The sequence below is a fragment of the Rhodococcus sp. P4_B6 genome (assembly GCF_056402215.1).
In genome coordinates this window covers 1-19,279 of the sequence record NZ_JBFUHV010000018.1, presented here as the reverse complement: position 1 = coordinate 19,279, position 19,279 = coordinate 1, and the positions used below count along the sequence as shown (strand labels likewise).

General features: G+C 68.7%; 19 protein-coding genes. 9 read left to right on the top strand and 10 right to left on the bottom strand.

Annotated features, from left to right (window positions below; genetic code table 11):
• Positions 1–171 precede the first annotated feature (171 nt).
• Both AC1DWT_RS11500 and AC1DWT_RS11495 read left to right on the top strand, forming a co-directional pair.
• Positions 172–1,026 (top strand): LLM class F420-dependent oxidoreductase, encoded by an 855-nt coding sequence (locus tag AC1DWT_RS11500; RefSeq protein WP_095862335.1) that lies wholly within the window; start codon positions 172–174, stop codon positions 1,024–1,026.
• A 117-nt stretch (positions 1,027–1,143) separates the two neighbouring features.
• Positions 1,144–2,550: an ABC1 kinase family protein gene (locus tag AC1DWT_RS11495; RefSeq protein WP_095862334.1), complete on the top strand. Its 1,407-nt coding sequence runs from the start codon at positions 1,144–1,146 to the stop codon at positions 2,548–2,550.
• Positions 2,551–2,564: 14 nt separating this feature from the next.
• Here the strand turns inward: AC1DWT_RS11495 and AC1DWT_RS11490 are convergent, their stop codons facing one another.
• The 8 genes from AC1DWT_RS11490 to AC1DWT_RS11455 form a co-directional block, all read right to left on the bottom strand.
• Complete coding sequence (locus tag AC1DWT_RS11490) at positions 2,565–3,812, bottom strand: vWA domain-containing protein (RefSeq protein WP_206013400.1); 1,248 nt, start codon at positions 3,810–3,812, stop codon at positions 2,565–2,567.
• Between the two features lie 7 nt (positions 3,813–3,819).
• Entirely contained in the window at positions 3,820–5,394 is a 1,575-nt protein-coding gene (locus AC1DWT_RS11485; protein WP_072946364.1) for a TerD family protein, read from the bottom strand.
• A gap of 9 nt (positions 5,395–5,403) precedes the next feature.
• Complete coding sequence (locus AC1DWT_RS11480) at positions 5,404–6,645, bottom strand: TerD family protein (RefSeq protein ID WP_206013402.1); 1,242 nt, start codon at positions 6,643–6,645, stop codon at positions 5,404–5,406.
• 62 nt (positions 6,646–6,707) lie between these two features.
• On the bottom strand, positions 6,708–7,586 hold the full coding sequence (locus AC1DWT_RS11475) for an HAD family hydrolase (RefSeq protein WP_095862332.1): 879 nt from the start codon (positions 7,584–7,586) through the stop codon (positions 6,708–6,710).
• Positions 7,583–8,692 carry a cysteine protease StiP family protein gene (locus tag AC1DWT_RS11470; protein WP_206013404.1) on the bottom strand — a complete coding sequence of 370 codons (1,110 nt, stop codon included), beginning with the start codon at positions 8,690–8,692 and terminating at the stop codon, positions 7,583–7,585. The genes AC1DWT_RS11475 and AC1DWT_RS11470 overlap by 4 nt, the downstream gene beginning before the upstream one ends.
• Entirely contained in the window at positions 8,689–9,972 is a 1,284-nt protein-coding gene (locus tag AC1DWT_RS11465; protein WP_206013406.1) for a phosphoribosyltransferase family protein, read from the bottom strand. Before AC1DWT_RS11465 ends, AC1DWT_RS11470 begins: the two co-directional genes overlap by 4 nt.
• Positions 9,969–11,168, bottom strand: coding sequence for an HpcH/HpaI aldolase/citrate lyase family protein (locus tag AC1DWT_RS11460; RefSeq protein ID WP_072946369.1), 1,200 nt, complete (start codon positions 11,166–11,168; stop codon positions 9,969–9,971). The genes AC1DWT_RS11465 and AC1DWT_RS11460 overlap by 4 nt, the downstream gene beginning before the upstream one ends.
• Before the next feature lie 12 nt (positions 11,169–11,180).
• On the bottom strand, positions 11,181–12,302 hold the full coding sequence (locus AC1DWT_RS11455) for a hypothetical protein (protein WP_072946370.1): 1,122 nt from the start codon (positions 12,300–12,302) through the stop codon (positions 11,181–11,183).
• 258 nt (positions 12,303–12,560) lie between these two features.
• On the opposite strand from AC1DWT_RS11455, the gene AC1DWT_RS11450 reads away from it, so the two are divergent.
• The 6 genes from AC1DWT_RS11450 (at position 12,561) to AC1DWT_RS11425 (ending at position 16,899) form a co-directional block, all read left to right on the top strand.
• Positions 12,561–13,136 (top strand): TerD family protein, encoded by a 576-nt coding sequence (locus AC1DWT_RS11450; protein ID WP_072946371.1) that lies wholly within the window; start codon positions 12,561–12,563, stop codon positions 13,134–13,136.
• Between the two features lie 117 nt (positions 13,137–13,253).
• Positions 13,254–14,396, top strand: coding sequence for a DUF475 domain-containing protein (locus AC1DWT_RS11445; protein ID WP_072946372.1), 1,143 nt, complete (start codon positions 13,254–13,256; stop codon positions 14,394–14,396).
• Positions 14,397–14,475: 79 nt separating this feature from the next.
• Entirely contained in the window at positions 14,476–15,099 is a 624-nt protein-coding gene (locus AC1DWT_RS11440; RefSeq protein ID WP_072946373.1) for an AIM24 family protein, read from the top strand.
• A 5-nt stretch (positions 15,100–15,104) separates the two neighbouring features.
• Positions 15,105–15,806, top strand: coding sequence for an AIM24 family protein (locus tag AC1DWT_RS11435; RefSeq protein WP_072946374.1), 702 nt, complete (start codon positions 15,105–15,107; stop codon positions 15,804–15,806).
• A complete protein-coding gene (locus AC1DWT_RS11430) occupies positions 15,803–16,558 on the top strand; it encodes an AIM24 family protein (protein ID WP_012689382.1) in 756 nt (251 codons plus the stop codon). The genes AC1DWT_RS11435 and AC1DWT_RS11430 overlap by 4 nt, the downstream gene beginning before the upstream one ends.
• A gap of 110 nt (positions 16,559–16,668) precedes the next feature.
• The gene (locus tag AC1DWT_RS11425; protein WP_072946376.1) at positions 16,669–16,899 is read left to right on the top strand and encodes a hypothetical protein; all 231 of its coding nucleotides are present in this window, start codon (positions 16,669–16,671) and stop codon (positions 16,897–16,899) included.
• Between the two features lie 99 nt (positions 16,900–16,998).
• Here AC1DWT_RS11425 and AC1DWT_RS11420 read toward each other — a convergent pair whose 3' ends face one another.
• The gene (locus AC1DWT_RS11420) at positions 16,999–17,481 is read right to left on the bottom strand and encodes a hypothetical protein (protein ID WP_206013408.1); all 483 of its coding nucleotides are present in this window, start codon (positions 17,479–17,481) and stop codon (positions 16,999–17,001) included.
• 53 nt (positions 17,482–17,534) lie between these two features.
• A complete protein-coding gene (locus tag AC1DWT_RS11415; protein WP_206013409.1) occupies positions 17,535–17,984 on the bottom strand; it encodes a PPOX class F420-dependent oxidoreductase in 450 nt (149 codons plus the stop codon).
• Between the two features lie 239 nt (positions 17,985–18,223).
• Here AC1DWT_RS11415 and AC1DWT_RS11410 point away from each other — a divergent pair.
• On the top strand, positions 18,224–19,279 hold a 1,056-nt coding region (locus AC1DWT_RS11410; protein ID WP_477920620.1), incomplete at its 3' end, for an NAD-binding protein.

The following is a 19,279-nucleotide window of genomic DNA, read 5'->3' as shown; positions in this document are numbered from 1 at the left end:
ATACCGTCGAGCCACGTCTGCCGACCAGACCTACTCGACCACGGTGAACCCGTTCACCACCGACTCCGTTCGCCGTGTCCTGTTCGCGCCGAGCGCGCTGCTGTTCCGGTCGTGGCTCCACCAGATCCGAGATGCCGGAATGAATGTCCGCGAGCGAAGGTTGCACGCCACATGACGGATACCTCAGGAGAAACCCCGCAGCTCGGACAGTTCGGCGTCTGGCGTCACGCCGGCGGATTGGCACCCGAAGTGGGTGTCGCGATCGAATCGGCAGGTTACGGCGCGATCTGGATCGGCGGCTCGCCGCCGGCCGACCTCGACGTCGCCGAACGCCTGCTCGACGCGACGTCCACCATCACCGTCGCGACCGGCATCGTGAACATCTGGACCGCACCCGCCGACGAGATCGCGACCTCCTTCCACCGGCTCGAGGCCCGTCATCCGGGGCGCTTCCTCCTCGGCATCGGCGTCGGCCATCCCGAACAACCCGGCCTGAACTACAGCAAGCCGTACGCCGCGCTCGTGGAGTATCTCGACGTCCTGGACGCCGCCGGGGTTCCGGCGGGGCGACGCGTGCTCGCCGCGCTCGGCCCGAAGGTGCTCGAGCTGTCGGCGGCCCGCGCCGCAGGCGCCCACCCGTACCTGACCACTCCGCAGCACACCCGGGAAGCGCGTGAGCTGCTCGGCCCCGGTGCGGTGATCGCACCGGAGCAGAAGGTCGTGCTGGACACCGATTCGGAACGGGCGCGCCCCGTCGGACGTGCGGCGGTCGAGAATCCGTACCTGCACCTGCGCAATTACGTCAACAACCTGAAGCGGCTCGGGTACACCGACGAGCAGATCGCGAATGGCGGCAGCGACGAGCTGATCGACGCCCTCGCCGCCCACGGCGACGCCCCCTATATCGCCGGCCGCCTCCGCGAACATCTGGACGCGGGCGCCGATCACGTCGCGATCCAGGTGCTGCCCGCCGGTGACGATCCCATCCCTGCGCTGCGGGAACTCGCGGGCGCGCTGGGACTCTGAGTTCTGCTAACGAAATAGTGTGATGGCGGGTACCGCATACTGAAAAGCGTTCGCCGAAACGGTCGGGGTATGGTCCCCTTCTGAACGGCAGGCAGGACTGAACGCAAGGTAGGAACTGTGCACGAGCCAACGCCACGTCCGGTCGGCCCATACGCTTCGGGGCCGCCACCTGCAGCCCTGACCGTGCATTCGGCGACTCTCGACCGGTTCCGCGCGGCGGAGTTGTGGCGGGCGCTGGTCATCGGCGTGGTCGTCGTCGCCTACACACTGCTCGCGCTCGTCACCTGGCCCGTCCGGCGTCGCGGCCGCACCCTCGCGGACGCGGCGTCGGAAGGCCTGGTCAACGGATTCGAGGTGCTCGGCCCGACGTTCGTCAAGGTCGGGCAGCTGATGGCGTCGTCCTCCGGCGTGTTCCCCGCCCCGCTGGCCAACGCCTGCCTGCGATGTCTCGACGACGTGCCGCCGGTGTCCGCGCAGGAAGCCCGCCGGGTGATCGAGGCAGACCTGGGACATCCCGTCGACGCGCTGTTCGCGTCGTTCGACGACGTCCCCCTCGCCGCCGCCTCCGTCGCACAGGTGCACGGCTGCGTGCTCCCCGACGGCCGGGAAGCCGTCATCAAGGTGCAGCGCCCCGACATCTTCCGTCGCATGGTGGTGGACCTGCGCACCGCGTACTGGGGTGCGCGGATCCTCGAGAAACTCTTCGAGTTCTTCCGCATCGCCAACGCCACCGCCATCATCCGCGATCTCCACGCGGCCACGATGACCGAACTCAACAGCGCGGTGGAAGCCGACCGGCAGGCCCGGTTCAGGACGAACATCGGGGCCTTCGGCGACAACAAGGGCGTCACCACCCCGGAGGTGTACTGGGACTACTGCGGTCCCCACGTCATCTGCATGGAACGCATGTACGGGCTGCCGCTCGACCGGTTCCCCGACCTCGTCCACATGGACACCCGCATGCTGATCCGCCGCGGTGTCAAGGTGTGGATCGAGTCGGTCATCCTGCACGGCCCGTTCCACGGCGACGTGCACGCCGGGAACCTGTGGGTCCTCGACGACGGGCGCATCGCGATGCTCGACTTCGGCATCGTCGGTGAGCTACCCGAATCGTGGCGGCAGATCCTGCGCGACATGTTCTACGCGACCCTGATCGACGGCGACTTCTCCCGGATGGCCCGCGGAATCCGCAGCCTCGGCTACGCGCAGGACAACGACGCCACCGACGACGAGATCGGCCTCCAGGTGGCCGCCGCCCTCGCCCCCCTGCTGGGCCGGGACCTCGGCGAGCTGCGGCTCAGCGAACTCATCATGGCGCTGATCGGCATCGGCAAGAAATGGGACGTCGCCAGCCCGGAGGAACTCGTCCTGTTCGGGAAGCAACTCGGCTACTTCGAGCGCTACGCCACCGAACTCGCGCCCGGCTGGGTTATCGGACAGGACTTGTTCCTGTTCCGCAACGTCTTCCCGGACGCCGTCGCCGCGAAGGCCCGCGAACTCGGAGTGGAACTACCCGACGAGTGACTCGTGTCGTTGCGTCACCCGACTACACCCGCCGACTTCGCGGCGCGCAGCCAGTCGGGGAACTCGCTGAGCAGGCGGCGGTACAGTTCGGCGTCGTCGATCCTGTCGAGGTCGTCGACGGCGAAAAACCCGGCGTTGTCGAGGGTCCGCCCGTCGAGGGTGTCGAGTTTCTCGAGCAGTCCGTAGTCGGCGCGGCCGATTCCGACGAACTGCCAGAACGCGGGCAGACTCGACGCCCGGCGCATGAGTTCGCTGATCTTGGCGCGCTGCTGGAATCCGCCGTCGGTGAAGAACAGCACGAGGGTGGGGGTCCCGCCCCGCGGCGGCAGACTGGAGACGATGTCGGTCATGATCGGCAGTTCGTCGTTGTAGCCGCCGATCGCCTTGTAGTCGATTCCGCCGTGGACGCCGCCGAGATGCAGGAACGTGTCGCACCAACTGTCGACCTCGTGGACGGCGATGTCGGGCAGGCGCGCGAAGTTCTTGGCGTAGAGATACGGTTCGAGGCGACCGTCGTCGTCGATCTGCGTGGCCACCGGCACCATCCGCTCGACCACCCGGTTGATCGCCCGGGTCGAATACTGACGCCGCATGCTGCCCGACTTGTCGATCACCAGAACGACCCGGGCGCGCGTCTCACCTGCACCCTTGTGCAGCAACACCTTCGCGACTTCACGCTTGCGCATGTCGAGCTTCTGCCGCTTCTCGAACATCAGACCCAGCTCGTCCGGCACCGTTCGCACGGCAACATCGTCGGCGGAGTCGGAATCCGTCACGTCGACGCCGTGCTCGGTGACGAGGACAGCGAGCCCGCCGTCCCACCCGGCCGAGACGTTGCGCACCTTCCATCCGGAACCACGCCGATACACCTCGACGAGTACGGCGGCGCGCTCGGTGCTCAGCCCGGACGCGTCCGCCCCCAGCGACACTCCGGAGTTCTCGATCACAACGCCCAACCCGACGCGATCGGCGAGACTGCCGGGCACCGAGTCGTCGAGGGCGACGGCGATACTGAGCTTGTCGATGTCGGCGGGCACCGCCGCGAGATCGAGGTCGACGCCGTCTGCCGCTGCCAACCGCACGGCCCCCTCGGGTGAACTGGGGTTGTTGAAGAAGACGAAATCCCCGTCGGACCGCACCCGTCCGTTCGCGCCGAGTTGGAAGACCATCAGGGCGACCTCGCCTCGGCGGGCACCGGCGACCGCGACACTCGTCGGCGAACAGACGATCTCGACGTTCTCGCCGCGCGCAAGACGTGTCACGGTGCACTCACCTTTCGTGGCCGGTCAGCGAATCCAGCACCGACGCCCGGTGGAGGGGGTGGTCCGGGAGCCGGTCGGGGGTCAGGATCCAGTCGTTGCCGGTCCACGGGTCGGAGACGGTGAGGACCCCCGACGTCGGAACCTGCTGGGCGATGCGTTCGAGCACCGCGACTCCCGGATCCGAAGCGGCGCCGGCGCTGTCACCGACGATGATCAGCGACGTTCCGACCGCGGGACCGTGGTCGGCGAGGTGCACGATGCGGGCGGCGTCCTCGGCGCCGTACCCGTGCGGGAAGTCGCCGAGGATCACCAGCCGCGGTTCCGGCAGGGTGCCCCGGATTCCGCTGCGGGCCGCCATCTCTGCGAGGTCGACACTCTCGGACAGCGCGGTGAGCCGGGCGGTGATGTCGGAGGCCGCGGACACGACGGGCGAGGCCAGGAGCGCCCCGAGGGGGTCGGTGAACGTGCGCAGCGAGCCGCTGAGGTCGACAACCTCCAGCCGCCCCGCCGCCGCGGGCGATGCCACCAGCATGCGCGCGGCCAGCGCCGCGACCACCGGTGCGGCCTCGGCCGGTTCGCCGACGATCCACAGAGGACGCCCCAGCGGGTAGTGGACGCAGAACGGAACCCGCAGTTCGCCGAGGTCGGGTGCGGACAACTCACCGAGCCTCAGGCCGTCCGGCACGGCGCTGCTCGTGACCGGGTTCGTCCACGCGGCGGATTCGAACGTCGCCAGCGACCGCGGCAGCAGCGGGTCGATGACGCGGAGTTCCTCGGCCAGTTGCGAAGTCTCGCCGTCGAATTTGCGTTGTGCCTCGGCGACGAGGGCGTCGGACCGCTCCTGCGCCCTGGCCTGCGACTGCGCGACCGCCGGACTGTTGCGGGTGGACGGGTCGGCCACCGACGCGGACAGTTCGTCGTCCAGCCGCGCCTGCGCGTAGTCGCGGGAGGACCGGAACGAGGCCGCCGACCGGGCGGCGTCCTCGAAGATCATCCACGCTCTCTCGAACGAGTGGGCCGGGTCGAGCGGGATGCCCGCCGGGCCGGCCGTCGCCGGAACCTCCTCGGCGACAGCATTCGCGGGTTCGTCCACGTCGACGCCGTGCCTGGTGACGAGTTCGGCGAGGCCGCCGTCGTATCCCTGCCCGACGGCACGGACCTTCCAGTCGGTGCCGCGGCGGTAGATCTCCAGGCAGATCGCGGCAGCCTCGGAGCCGACCAGAGGGACGTCGAAAACGACCACGGTAAGGCCGCTTTCATCGGTGAGCGTGGCCGACAGGCCCTCGCGGGCCAGCGTCGCCGGACCGGTCGGGGATGCCGGATCGACACTGACCACGCAGAGCACGCCCGCCGCGGCGGCGTCCACCTCGTCCATGTGCAGCCGGACCGTTCCATCCGCGTCGAGTTCCACGCCGGCGGCGCGCCGCTGGTTGTAGAACACGAAATAGTCCGAGGACAGCGCGCGGAGATCGCCGTCGACGATCAACGCCGAGACATCGACCGGTGTCGCGCCGACCGCGCGGAAACGCAGTACGCGCGACGGCAGCGGGGCGTTCTGCCCCGGAACGAGGTAGACCGTCACCAACCGCCCCTAGACGCCGAGGAACCGGGCGAGTTGAGGCGCGGCCTCACCGGCATGCTTGGCCTGGATGCCCTCACCGATGGCCTGCAGCTTCCATTCGCCGCCCACCCGGTACACCTTGGCCATCACCATTCCCGTGAACGGCATCCCGCCCTGCAGCGTGAACCGGGCGAGTTCGGCGTTCGACGTGGTGTCCACCAGGCGGCAGAACGCGTTCTTCACCTGCTCGAACGTGTGCCCCCGGTACGACGTCACGATGAACACGATGGTCGAGACGTGCGGCGGAATGCGGGTGAGATCCACGAGGATCACCTCGTCGTCGCCCGCGCCCTCGCCGGTGAGGTTGTCGCCCTGGTGCCGGATCGACCCGTCCTTCGACGTCAGCTGACCGTAGTAGGCGACGTCGACCATGTTGTTGTCCGCGAACAGGACCGCCGACGCGTCGAGGTCGACGTTGGCGGAACGGTTTCCGAACATGCCGCGCTTCTCGATCGGATCCCAGCCGAGTCCCATCTGGATGTACGTCAGCGCGACGCCACCGTCCTTGCGGAGCGTGACCTTCTGGCCCTTGCTCAGGCTGACCGGCCGCGACTTGGTGAGACTGACCTCGGCCGGAGCGGCGGGGGCAGCAGGAGCCGGGGGTGCAGGCGGTGCCACCGGTGCGGCGGCCGGCGGCGGGTAGGCAGCAGCGGGGGCGGCCTGCGGTGCCGGCGGCTGCTGGACCGGGGCGGCCGCGGGTGCGGGTGCGTCGTCGACGGACACGCCGTGATCGGTGACGAGTGCGGCGAACCCGCCGGCGTAACCCTGCCCGACGGCCCGCACCTTCCAGGCGCCCTGGCGTCGGTACAGCTCGAGCGCGATGACGATCGACTCGGAGTTCAGTCCGTCGATCCGGTACTCGTACAGCGCGTTTCCGGCGCCGTCGACGACCCGGGCCGTCGGCGGCGCGGAGCGGCCGAAGTTGCTGGTGGCGTCGTCGAGGGTGATGACCGCGCGCACCTGGGCGATGTCGGCGGGCACCGCGCCGAGGGACACCTTCAGCGACGCCGCCTGTCCGGGGGCCCCGGGCACGAGTTGCACACCGGGACCGGACGGCTGGTTGAAGAAGACGAAGTCGGCGTCCGAGCGGACCTTCCCCGAGTCCGTGACGAGCAGCGCGGACAGGTCGGCGGCGGCCGTCAGCTCCAGGGAGACGATGACGTCGTCGACGCTCAGTGGGCCGTTCTGGCCCTTGGCTAGCGGAGTGGACACTGCGGTGGTTCCTTCACTGTGGGAGCGTCGGGTTTGTCCCGTTTGGCCTGTTTGCCTACAACCTACAAAAGAGCGCCGGTGGCCGTCGTCCCCGCACCCCGCCCGACGCGGTCCGCGAACCAGCGCAGGATCTCCTCACCGGCGGCGATCCCGCTGCTTCCGGTCACGGACAGGGTCGGATGCTGCCAGCCGAGCGTTTCGAGTTCGCCGTGCCGGGGGCGGATGGCGGCGTCGGCGGCACTGAGCATGTTGGCGTCGAGCGCCCCGTCCCCCGCCGCGAGCACGGGCGCTTCCGGCTCGAGAACTCCGTCGTCGACGAGCCTCGACCGGACCTCCGCCACCGCACGGCTCTTGCACACCGCGTCGGGCATCGTGTAGATCTTGCGGCCCTGGCGGGACGCTCCCCAGCCCCGGTCGACGCACCAGTCGTTCCACTCCTCCACGAAGCCGGCCGGCATCGCGTCGAGGTCCACGACCAGGTAGGAGAACAACTCGTCGGCCACCCGGGACGACCGCACCCAGCTGTCGTCGATGCGACGACTCAGCTCGGCGCCGACCTCCACGAGAGAGGCTCCACCGTCGGCGATCGCGATGTCGACGCCCGACCGCCAGCCCGCATCGGGGACGCCGTCGACGAGGATGTTCCCGCCGTTGGTGGTGATCGCGTACCGCCACGGCGCCCCCGGCAGGTCGATGCGCTCGAACTGCGCGACGGTGCGCGTGGTGGTGGGCACGACCACCGCGGACGCGGTGAGCGTGCGCAACATGGCCTCGGCGGCCGACGTGACGTAGGACAGCGGTTTGCCGTCGTACACCTCGACGCACAGAAGGTTCTCGTCGCCGGGCCGCTCGGCCACGTCGCTCTCGGTGACGGCGAGTTCCATCGCCGCGCGCGAGTAGATCATGGTGCGGTCGAGGTCGGTCGCGATCAGCGCGGTCATGTCACATCCTTGATCAGGCCCATGCACGAATACGCCAGGCCGGGAACCTCTTCGACGGGAACAGAGCGCGCGGCGGCGAGTAGCCGGATGTGTGCGTGCTCGGGGGCGTCGAGGTCGCGGACGAGCACCCGCCACGGCACCCGGCGCAGCAGCACCCGCGTGGTTTCGCCGACGCCGGGCTTCACGAAGTTCACAGTCGAGATTCCGTACTGCTCCCGGACCGCCTCGACGGACTTCCAGCCGTCCCAGGTGGGTGTCCGGTCCGACCGCAGCAGTTCCTCGACGTCGCCGGGTACGTGCTCGCGCACGTCCGCGAAGGACGCGCTGACGGAGTCGAGGAGGTGATTGGACACGTCCTCGCCCGCGAGGTGCGCGTAGAACTTGGCGCCGTGGAAGTCGCCGGGGCCGATCAGCGTGTCGTTGAGGACGGTGCGCGACACCAGACCCGACACGGTGGAGTTCAGGCACGCCGACGCGATCAGGAAGTCGTCGCGGGTGCCGAACGTGCGGACGCAGTGCCCGGGATCCGCGAGGACGGCGAGGTCGTCGTCGAACTCGGCGCCACCGGCATCGCGGTAGTCGGCGAGTGCCTGCGACAACTCGCGGGCGATGGCGCCCTTGCCCGTCCAGCCGTCGACGAACACCACGTTTTTCGAGTCGTGATGACGCGCAAGGTAGTCGAGCGCGACGGCGTCGATCCCCCGGTCCCGGACAATGGAGACGGCGTAGTGCGGCAGCGTCAACCCGTGGACGTCCCGCGCCCAGCGGCGCATGAGCACACCCACCGGGGTTCCCGCACGTGCCAGGGACACGAGGGTGACGTCGTGGCCGCGCTCGGCCAGCACGAGGTCGGTGACCGTCCCCACGGCCCGCGCCAGCCGGATGGAGCTGTCCTGCAGCACCTTCTCGAACAGCTCGCGGTACTCCGCGTCGGGCTGGTATTCGATGGGCAGCGTCTCCGCGTAGTGGGCTGCACCCGACTGGATGCGGCGCTCCCGCTCGGCGACGTCGGCCTCGAGGTCGACGTGCGACAGGTCTGTGAGCAGCCAGCCCACCTCGTCGGCGGCGTACGAACCGAACGCCGGGCCGGTCAGCGGTGCCGTCACGACGAGGCTCCCGCGCGTGCGGCCCGCAGCGACCGCGGGTCGGCGCCGGACACGACGGCCAGCAGCACATCGGTTCCCGCCGCGGTGAGGACGTCGAGGAGTCCGCCGCGCGCGGTGAGCCGGTCGGTGTCGGCGGCGGCGTCGATCACCGCGACCACGACGGCGTCCTCGTCCGGCCACTGCGCGTTGTAGACGAACCGCGGCTGTTCTTCCCCGTCCTCGGGGGCGGTGAAGCGGAATCCGCGGCGCAGCGGGTATCCCGGCTGGTCGAGCACGTAGGCGGGCGACCGGGACGTCGTCTGGAATCGAACCCGGAACCCGGATGCGGCGAGCGTGTCCGCGAGACGCAGCGGAAGGTACATCAGCTCTTCGTGTCCGACGACGATCACCGGACGCTGCGGGTCGAGCCGATCACCGAGCGCGGCGGCCGCCGACGCGACGGCCGCATCGAACCCCTCGGTGTCTTCCCGCAGGAAGCCGTGACGCCCGCCCTCCGGAACTGCCGCGGGCCAGGGAATGTCGGCCCGCTCCACGGTCCCGGTCCGCGCGCCGACAGGGTTGAGCACGGGATCCGGAAGCGCACCAACACTGTCGGTCAGCCCGTCGGGAAGCTCGGTGCGCCCCAGCGCCAGACTCACGCTGTCGATCTGCACCCCGAGTTCGGCGGCGGCGGCATCGACGGCGTCCCGGTGGCCCTGGTCGCGCATGTCGACGAGCGACGCCACGACGTACCGGCTGCGCGGGTTCTGCCGGTGCAGCGCGCGGATCGCGTCGACCGCGGTGGCGCCCGTGGAGATCTCGTCGTCCACGAGGACGAGCGGACGATCGCCCGCGAACAACTCGACGGACGTCGGCTGCAGCTGATGGCTGGTCGCGTGCGAGTGCCCCTCCTCGAACCCGGCGGACGTCCCGATCTCGGGGACGTCCCGGCGCGTGGAGTGCAGGTAGCACCGGGCGCGCAGCCGCGCGGCGACGCAATGGCCCAGACCTGTTGCGGTCTCCGCGAACCCGAGCACGACGGGGTCCGCATCCGGTCCGAGGACATCGGCGACCAGATCACCGAGGCGGTCGCCGGCGCCGATTACCGCAGTCGGGTCGGTGGGCACGTGCTTGCCGAGGACCGTCGAGACGAGCAGGTGGGCACGTCGAGGGTTGCGCCGCAGACCCGGCTCGACGAGTTCGGGGATTGTCAGCCCCGAACTCGAATCCACGTGGGCGAGCGTCAACCCCAGATGCTCCGTGGCCCAGGGCACCGCGCGGACGGCGGTGGGTGAACTCATCGGACGGCCAGTGCGGTCAGTAGATCCACGAACGTGATTCCTTCGTTGGTCACGCCGAACACCTTCGCCCGGACGAGTGTCTTCTCGGCCCAGCTGCGGTGCGGGCGCATTTCGTTCATCTTGTTGCGGTACCCCGACGCCTGGACGCCGCCGACGCCCTCGGCGCCGAGAATGTCGAGCGCGTCGTGGTACTCCTCGTGCGTCACCGCGGACAGCGCGTGCACGGCCGCGACGTGCGTCGGGTGGATGACCGTCTTGCCCTGGATGCCGTTGGCGCGGTCGAGGGCGATCTCCCGGAGCAGACCGTCCAGGTCCCGGCTGACCAGCTGCTGGCGGAACCGCACCTCGTCGTGTTCCTCGAACGGCGTGGCGCGCAGGGTCGGGCGGAACATCCGCTCGTGATCGGCGAAGTACTCCCACACCGGACCGGTGATGACGTGCCCGGTCTCGTCGGCGCGGCCCAGGAAATTCACGATGCCAGCGATCGCGTCCGCGACCACCCGCACGTCGTAGATCGTCAGGTCGCGGTCGCGGCGGATGCCGAACGTGGCACACATGTCGGTGGCGCCGATGCGCACGGCGAGAATCCGCTCGCGGTGTTCGACGAGCAGTGCGCCGATCTTCGCGAGTTCGTCGTCTCGGGACTCGCGGTGCACCAGAGCAGGCGATTCGAGCACCGGCATCGCATACAACTGCTTGCCGAGCCGCTCCGACGCCGCGGCCAGCTCGTCGAGGAACGCACCGCCCGTCGCACTTCCGAACTTGGGAAATACGAACCCGGACAACACCTCGACGCCTGTGGTCAGCAGGTCGGCGATCCGCCGAAGGTCCTCGGCGGCCCGCACCCGGACGAACAACTGCATCCGCGCACCACCGTGGACCGCGAGCCGATCGAGGGCGTCGACGGCATTGAGCAGCGCCGCTTCCACCTGGTCGTCGGCCACCGCGTCCTCGAGGTCCAGGACCATCGAGCAGACCCCGTCACCGGACCGGCGCAGGATGGTGTCCGCGAGGTCGGACCTCGTCGCAGGCACGTACAGCGTCGCGCCCAGCGCGACGGCCAGCACCGTTCGATCCTCGTCCGGCCCGAGCGCCTGCGGAGCGTGCAGGAACAGCCGGCCGTGCGTCTCGGTATCGAGGTGGTGGAAATGCCGAACGTGCCGCACCGCCGGCATGGTCTCTTCGCTAATGCTCATCGTCCCCCCGTGTCATCGCTGCGCTGTGTGTCCTCTCATCTTCTGAACCACCTCGGCAATGAACGCCGACACGGCATCGAGCTGGGTGACGTACGCCCAGTAGTCGGGATGCCGCCCGGTCAGTGTCCCTGCAATTCGGTCAATTCGCTCGAGCTGAGCGTCGAGGACCGACCCCCATTCCCTCACGAGCCCACGATTGACAGCCAACATCTGGGCGTCGCGGAGGCGAAATCTGATCTCGTTCTCCTTCGCCCGCGGGTTCTCCCGGACCTCCCGGAGCAACAGCAGACGATCGGTGACGCCGTCGACGTTCGCCTCCGCGTCGACGAGATGGGTCCGCGCCGCGGCCGTCAGATCCAGCGCTCCCTCGGGGTTTCCCGCGGTCAGAGCCTTCTGCGCCTGCTGCAGATCGGTCTGCGCCTGCTCGATGTGCGTGCGGCTCTCGCGGTCGTTGTGGACGAGATCCGCCGAACTGGCCGCGTTGAATTCGCGGAGCAGGGCCGAGTAGGCGGGCGCGAGCCGTTCGGCCCGAGTCTGCACCGCGGCGATCCTCGTCGACACCGACGACACGGCGTGCGCGGCATCCCGCTCCTTGGACGGAGCCGCGGCCAGCGCCTTCTCGAGCGCCGCCGCCTCCTCCCGCACCCGCGCCGCCGCGGCGCGGACCGGGTTGGCGCCGCGGGCACCCTGCAGCGCCACGACCGCGGCATCGAGTGCGGCTCCCCGGTCGCGCACCGACGGGTAGCCGGCGTAGGCGGCGCCCTCGGTCTGCACCCGGCGCTGCGCCGCAGCGGCGACCTGCAGTGCCTGCTGGGCAACCTGGGGTACGGCCGCCAGCATCGCGGTCGACTCCTCGAGATGGCCGCGATGTGTGCGATAGAACTCGTCGAGGGTCTGCGTCGCCGCCACCAACTGCCGCGTCACCTGCTCGTACGCGGCGGCGGCCGCCGGCGTCTCCACGTTCTCGAACCGGTCTTCCGCCGCGAGGTACGCCGTCGCGGCCTGGTAGCACCCGTCGCGGACCGGTTCCCACGCCCGGCGGATTCCGCGTTCCGGAGTCAGCTCTGCGGAGGCGTCCACGGCCGCGGCGGCAATGCTCTGCCGGTTGTCCATATCGAGAAACGCTGCGACCATCGTGTCGTGGGCGCGACGAGCCGAGTCGTCGCCCCGGGCTCTTCCTCGGAAGCGTCCCGCCCATCCGCTCGTCACGCCCTGAATCGTACTGGTCGGGGCGACAACTCCGAGTGGACCGGAATTGCCTGTGCACAAACCTGTGGACAGATCGACGGATGGGACAAGTCGGACAAATTCATTATCGTGGTGTCGCACGACGAACTCGGAACTTCGACAGCTGTCGAGGGTCCACCCACCTCCTCTCGAAAGGACCCCTGAATGGGCGTCAGCTTGACCAAGGGCGGCAATGTTTCTCTCACGAAGGAGGCGCCGAACCTGACGGCGGTGGCTGTCGGACTCGGATGGGATGCCCGCTCGACCACCGGCACCGACTTCGACCTCGACGCCAGCGCCATCGGTGCGGGTGCCGACAAGAAGGTCGTGTCGGACCAGCACTTCGTGTTCTTCAACAACCTGCGCTCCCCCGACGGCTCGATCGAGCACGTCGGCGACAACACCACCGGTGAGGGCGAGGGCGACGACGAGGTGATCAACGTCAACCTGGCGGCGGTCCCCGCGAACATCGAGAGCATCCTGTTCCCCGTCTCGATCTACGACGCGGAAACGCGTTCGCAGTCGTTCGGCCAGGTCCGCAACGCGTACATCCGCGTCGTCGACCAGGCCAACGGCAACGAGCTCGCCCGCTACGACCTGTCCGAGGACGCGTCGACCGAAACCGCTATGGTTTTCGGCGAGCTGTACCGCCACGGCGCGGAGTGGAAGTTCCGTGCCATCGGCCAGGGCTACGCGTCCGGGCTGGCCGGTATCGCCCGCGACTACGGCGTCAACGTCTGACAGTCGTTTCGTTCTTCAGCCGGGGGAGGGTTTCACGGCACCGACGTGAAACCCTCCCCCGGTGTTCGTCCCCTGCAGTAACCACCCTGCATGCCCACTAGAGAAAGGCCACGCTTCGTGGTTCTGCGAATATTCGGTCTCTCCTTCGCCGTGACGGTGATCTCCCTCATCATCGCCGCGATCTACGGGGGCCCCCAGGCCGTCCTCCTCGTGGTGATCCTCTCGATCCTCGAGATCTCGCTGTCCTTCGACAACGCCGTCATCAACGCCACCGTCCTGCGCCGCATGAGCGAGTTCTGGCAGAAGATCTTCCTCACCGTCGGCATCGTCATCGCGGTGTTCGGCATGCGCCTGGTCTTCCCCCTCGTCATCGTCTGGCTSGCSTCCGGCCTCGGYCCCGTCGCCGCCCTCGACCTGGCCCTCAACCCGCCCGCCGACGGCGCCGCGTACTTCCCCGACGGCAGCGCCAGCTACGAAACCCTGCTCACCGACGCGCACCCGCAGATCGCGGCGTTCGGCGGYATGTTCCTGCTGATGCTSTTCCTCGGCTTCATCCTSGAAGAGCGYGAGATCACCTGGCTGTCCTGGCTGGAGAAGCCCCTCGCCCGCGCSGGCAAGCTCGACCAGCTGGCCGTCATCCTCGCCGGCGTCCTGCTGCTGATCACCGCCGCCTACATCGCCCCCGAGGACACCGTGTCCACSGTGATGATCGCCGGCGTCCTSGGCATGGTCACCTACATCGCCGTCAACGGTCTSGGTGAACTGTTCAACACCCCCGAGGAAGACGARGACGGCGAACCGATCGAAGGATCCACCGGTGGCCCGACCGCGCTGGCCAAGGCCACCGGCAAGGCCGGGTTCTTCCTCTTCCTCTACCTCGAGGTCCTCGACGCGTCGTTCTCCTTCGACGGTGTCATCGGCGCCTTCGCAATCACGTCCGACCCGATCATCATCGCCCTCGGCCTCGGCTTCGTCGGCGCGATGTTCGTCCGTTCCATCACCGTGTTCCTGGTCCGCAAGGGCACGCTCTCGGACTACGTGTACCTCGAGCACGGCGCCCACTGGGCCATCGGCGCACTGGCCGTGATCCTGCTGGTGTCCATCGGCTACCACGTCAACGAGAACGTCACCGGCCTCGTCGGTGTCGCCCTCATCGGCGCCGCGTTCATCTCCAGCATCGTCCGCAACCGCAAGGCCGCCGCGGCGGTCGGCGAAGCGGCAGACGACGTGGACGAGCAGAACCCGGTGTCCGTCGGCTAGGTTCTGCCTGTACTCACATCCAGCGGCAGTGCACGTGACTCGGTCACGGGCACTGCCGCTCGACACTGGAAAGGGCACCATGGGGCGGCTGCTCGGCAAGTCGAAGAAGGTGGTGGAGGCGCAGCTCGCCGGAACCACCATCCGGGCGATTCAGGGTTCGATGATCGCCTACGAGGGCAATGTCAGTTTCAAGTCGGCAGGCTTCGGTGGCGGCGACGGTGTCCTCGCCGGGATGAAGCGGCGTGCCACAGGCGAGGCGCTGTCGCTGATGGAGTGCTCCGGCCACGGTGTCGTGTATCTCGCCGTGGGCGGACAGTACGTCTCGGTCGTCGACCTGGCGAACGAGACCCTGCAGGTCGAATCGCAGCAACTTCTCGCGCTGAGCGGCAACCTGAACACCAACGTCACGTTCACCGGACTGCGCGGCGGGGTCGGCGGTCAGGGCCTGTTCACCACGACCGTCTCCGGTCAGGGTCAGGTGGCCCTGCTGTCGGCGGGCGGACCGCTCATCCACCTCGAGGTGTCGCCGCAGTACCCCCTCGTAGTCGATCCCGACGCGTTCGTCTCGGCGCGCGGGCAGGTGACGCAGTCGTTCGTGACCGACGTGTCGTGGCGCAACGCCGTCGGCCAGGGCAACGGTGAGGCCTTTTCCCTCAAGTGGGACGGTCACGGCGTCGTCTCCATCCAACCGGCAGAGCGGTGAGCCCCATGGTCTTCTCGAAAGTGAACTCGAAGGTCGTCAAGGTCGACGTCGGCGCCGCAGGCGGTGTGGTGGCCCGCACCGGCGCGATGCTGTTCTACACCGGTCAGGTCCAGTTCTCTCCGCACCAGGTGCCCGGTTCCCAGTCGATGGCGGGCATGGGTGGATTCACCCGGATGGCCGGACGCATGATGCAGGGCGAGCACGAACGCACGATGCTGGCGCAGGGGCAGGGCGAGGTGCACTACGGCCACGCCGGGCTCGAGGTGCACGTCGTCGACATGTCGCAGGGCGGCACCCTGTGCGTCGAGGCGTCCCGGCTCCTCGCCCACAACGCGGGACTGCAGAGTTCAGTGGTCTCGGTGGTGAGTCAGGGCGGCGGTGGCGGCGGGCGCGGCATGCTCGGCGCGCTGCGCGGTGCGGCGGCAGGAGCCCTGTCCGGCACCGGAATGTTCACGACGCAGCTGTCCGGGTACGGGTCGGCGGTCCTGCTCGCGCACGGCGGCTTCATCGAACTCCCGGTGGGCGGACCGAATCCGGTGTTCGTCGACCCCGACGCGTTCGTCGGCACGTACGGGAGCGTCCAGGTAGAACTGAAATCCGCCGTCGGCTGGCGCGAGGCCATGGGCCGCGGCGTCGGAGAAGCGATGCAACTGCAGTGCACCGGTCAGGGAATCGTCTACGTTCAGGCCTCGGAGGAGAAACTGTGACCGCCATCCACAATCCGTCGACGCTGGGCGCCAGCGACAACATTCCCGACAACAGCTACGCGTTCTGCATCGACCTCACCGCGCCCTGGTTCATCCGCAAGGGTGCGATGATCGCGTACTACGGCCAGATGCAGTTTCAGGCGCTGACCCACGGATTGCACGGCGCCGCACTGCACATGGTCGCCAACCAGTTCTCGGCGCCGCTGTACATGGGCGACTACGCGGTGGCCGAAGGATTCGGGAAACTGATCATCGGCGACCGCGGGTACGACATCAACTCGTACGACCTCGACGACGGAAACCTCACGATCCGGGCATCGAATCTCCTTGCGTTCGAACCGGGTCTGTCGCTGAACCAGTCCATCGTGCCGGGATTCCTGACCCTCATCGGGACCGGGAAGTTCCTGGCGTCGTCCAACGGTCCGGTGATGTTCGCGGAACCGCCGCTGCGGATCGACCCCGAGGCGCTCGTCGGGTGGGCCGACTGCCCGTCCCCGAGCCACCATTACGACCAGGGATGGATCAGCAACTTCCTCGCCGCGGGCGCCCACATGATGGGTATCAACTCCGGGGAGGAGCGGCAGTTCGACTTCACCGGCGCCGGAACGGTTCTGATCCAGTCCAGCGAGAAGGTCCTCAGCGACACCCATGTCGTGCGCAGCATCGAGGGCCAGATCCACGGGATCACGCCGAGCGGTCTGCAGCGACTCAACGGGGTGATCGCCGCCAAGCTGGCGGAGCAGCCTCGCTGACGTGCAGGAGATTGCCAGGCTGAACGAAGAGTTGTGGCAGGGACGGGGAGCAATCTGATCTGTGTCAGGAAGTTCTGACACCGCATCCGATACGTTCCAGGAGGAACCGCATGAAGTCTGTCGTGACCAAGGCCGTCGCAACCGGTGGTATCGCCCTCGCAGCACTCGGCATCGGAGCCGGCGTTGCCAGCGCCGACCCGGTGGGCCACAACCCCGCCCCCGCCCAGCAGCAGCAGGCACCGCAGCCCCAGCCGCAGCAGCAGCACGCTCCGCAGCAGCAGGCACCGGCGCCGAGCCCGCACGGATTCTGGTTCTTCGGCACCTGGGTTCCGCTGCCCTGATCTGCGTTTCCTCACAGGACGAAGGTGCCCTTCGACGCTCCCACGGCGCCGAAGGGCACCTTCGTATTTCTACCGGCCGTATTTCTACCGGCCGTAGTGCTACCGGGTGGGCCGCATACTCGGATTGGGGCCGAGTGTGATCGTCCGGGTCCTCGGCAGCAGCCCGATCTCCTTCCACCCCGCGGTCAGCGTGATCGTCCCAGATTCCGGGTAGTCGCTGATCCAGTAGTGCGGCGCGGAGTGATATTCGGACGCGTCCGCGGCCGCGGGCGTCGACGTCGAATGCGGGTGCCGGGCGTCGGCGACGCCCTCGAGGTCGTCGACCCGGACGTTCACCGCGAGATACGACCAGCGCGCCGAGGGGTCGTCGGGATCGTCGAGCGGACGCGTCTCGTGACGCGCAAGATCAGCGGATCTGCCTCTCGCCGTCAGCTCGATGCGCAGCAGCATGCCCTTCGGGTGGGCGACGACCTCCGACAGACGTAGGCTCACATCGCGGCTCGTCACGAGCTCGACCGGCCCGTGGACCACGATTCCCTCCGTGGCAGGCGGTGGTGCCGCCGGCCACCGCCTCTTGCGCACGACTCAATCGTCCCACCGCCTCCGATCCGCTGCCACAGCTACGTTCCGCGCACTCAGGGCAGCTGGGCCATGCCGTACACATTCGTCGCGCGGACCCGGAGCACCTGCCTGCGCTCGGACACCATTGCGCGGCGGAAATCTTCCCAGTCGTCGTGCTCTTTCCCCGCTGCCTGCCGGAACACCTCGACGAGTTCGTCCGCCGCCGCGTCGTGCGGGTCCGTCACCACCGCGCTCAGTTCCGCGTCGCCCTCCACCACCGCGTAACTCCAGAAGTCGGTCGCGCTGACGTGCAGCGACACCCGGGGGTCGCGCGCGGCGTTGCGGGTCTTGGCCCGATCCGCCGTCACCGACACCCGCGCCGTCTGCGTGTCGGGATCCCAGGCATAGATCACGTTCGACATTTGGGGGCGTCCGTCGCGTTTGACCGTCGCGAGGACGGCCCGGTTGTGTGTGGCGACGAGGTCGAGAAGTGGACGCCGGTCGTCATTCGCATCGAGGGTCATGTCTCACCCAACCACGGTCGCCGAGGCGGTGTTCCCGGCGGCCCTCGGCGGCCTCGTCCGGATCGGTGTGATCGGACTCGTCTGGCGATCCAGGGCGCTCCTACCGACGAGTAGGGTGGATGTATCGCAAACTCATTGGCCGATAACGTGTTCCGGCTACTCGTTGGTAGACGTTCTCGTGTGGGATCTGTGGTTTTTCTCGGGTACGCTCTCGTGATCCCGAGCCGGAAGGACCACACGTGAACGACTCATATCTCGTCATCGGCGAAACCACCGTGGCCCGACGGGTCTGTGCATCCCTTCGCGAAAGGGACTTCGACGTCCGCCATCTCGTCGCCCCCGACGACGACGAACTGCGCCTGGCGATGGCGGACGAACCGCGCGGGATGGCGATCCTGGTGCGCGACGACGTCGTCGCTCTGCGGTACGCGCTGGCCGCCGCGCACATCTCGGCGTCGATTCCGTTGGTGGTGACGATCTTCGACCGCACGGTCGCGGACCAGCTGTCCCACCTGCTCCCGCAGTGCACGGTGACGTCACCGGCAGACCTCGCAGCGCCGACGCTCGCCGGTCCGTGCCTGGACCCCGAACTCGTCGCGGCCCGGCACGCGGGCGAGCACATGCTGACGGTCCGGACGATCGACGGCCACCCCGAGGCTGCGCACGTCGACCTGCCCCGGCGGAACTGGTGGCGCACGGTGGCGACCGGCGCGACGGGTCTGCTGCGGTCGCACGACATCGGTACGCGCATCCTGCTCGGTGGGCTCGCAGGACTCCTCGCCGTCCTGTTCGCCGACTGGCTGTGGCTGATCCTCGGTCAGCACGTGGCGCCGCTCGACGCGTTCAACGAAGCCGTCCGCGTGGTGACCACCGTGGGCCCGGGAGCCGACACCCACGGCAGCCCCGCCTACGCCGTGTTCGCGTCGGTGGCGATGCTCTTCACCGTGGTGTTCACCGCCATGTTCACCGCCGGAATCATCGAGCGCCTGCTCGGCCCCCGGCTCGTCGGCCTGGTGGGCAGCCGGGTCCTGCCCCGGTCGGGCCACGTCATCGTCGTGGGTCTCGGCCAGGTCGGCCTCCGGCTGTGCCGGGAACTGCAGGCGCTCGGGGTCGCGGTGGTGGGCGTCGAGCGCGACCCCCACGCCAAGAACCTGCGACTCGTGCGGTCGATGAACATCCCGACGGTCGTGGGGCACGGTGGCGACCGCGAACTCCTCGAACGGCTGGGCGTGCGCCGCGCGCTGGCGCTGGCCGCGGTCGGCTCCGACGCTGGCGCTGGCCGCGGTCGGCTCCGA

Coding starts and splice junctions, on each gene's coding strand:
- AC1DWT_RS11500 (WP_095862335.1), top strand. CDS start 172: ATGACGGATACCTCAGGAGAAACCCCGCAGCTCGGACAGTTCGGCGTC.
- AC1DWT_RS11475 (WP_095862332.1), bottom strand. CDS start 7,586: ATGACCGCGCTGATCGCGACCGACCTCGACCGCACCATGATCTACTCG.
- AC1DWT_RS11465 (WP_206013406.1), bottom strand. CDS start 9,972: ATGAGTTCACCCACCGCCGTCCGCGCGGTGCCCTGGGCCACGGAGCAT.
- AC1DWT_RS11460 (WP_072946369.1), bottom strand. CDS start 11,168: ATGAGCATTAGCGAAGAGACCATGCCGGCGGTGCGGCACGTTCGGCAT.
- AC1DWT_RS11455 (WP_072946370.1), bottom strand. CDS start 12,302: ATGGTCGCAGCGTTTCTCGATATGGACAACCGGCAGAGCATTGCCGCC.
- AC1DWT_RS11450 (WP_072946371.1), top strand. CDS start 12,561: ATGGGCGTCAGCTTGACCAAGGGCGGCAATGTTTCTCTCACGAAGGAG.
- AC1DWT_RS11440 (WP_072946373.1), top strand. CDS start 14,476: ATGGGGCGGCTGCTCGGCAAGTCGAAGAAGGTGGTGGAGGCGCAGCTC.
- AC1DWT_RS11435 (WP_072946374.1), top strand. CDS start 15,105: ATGGTCTTCTCGAAAGTGAACTCGAAGGTCGTCAAGGTCGACGTCGGC.
- AC1DWT_RS11425 (WP_072946376.1), top strand. CDS start 16,669: ATGAAGTCTGTCGTGACCAAGGCCGTCGCAACCGGTGGTATCGCCCTC.
- AC1DWT_RS11415 (WP_206013409.1), bottom strand. CDS start 17,984: ATGACCCTCGATGCGAATGACGACCGGCGTCCACTTCTCGACCTCGTC.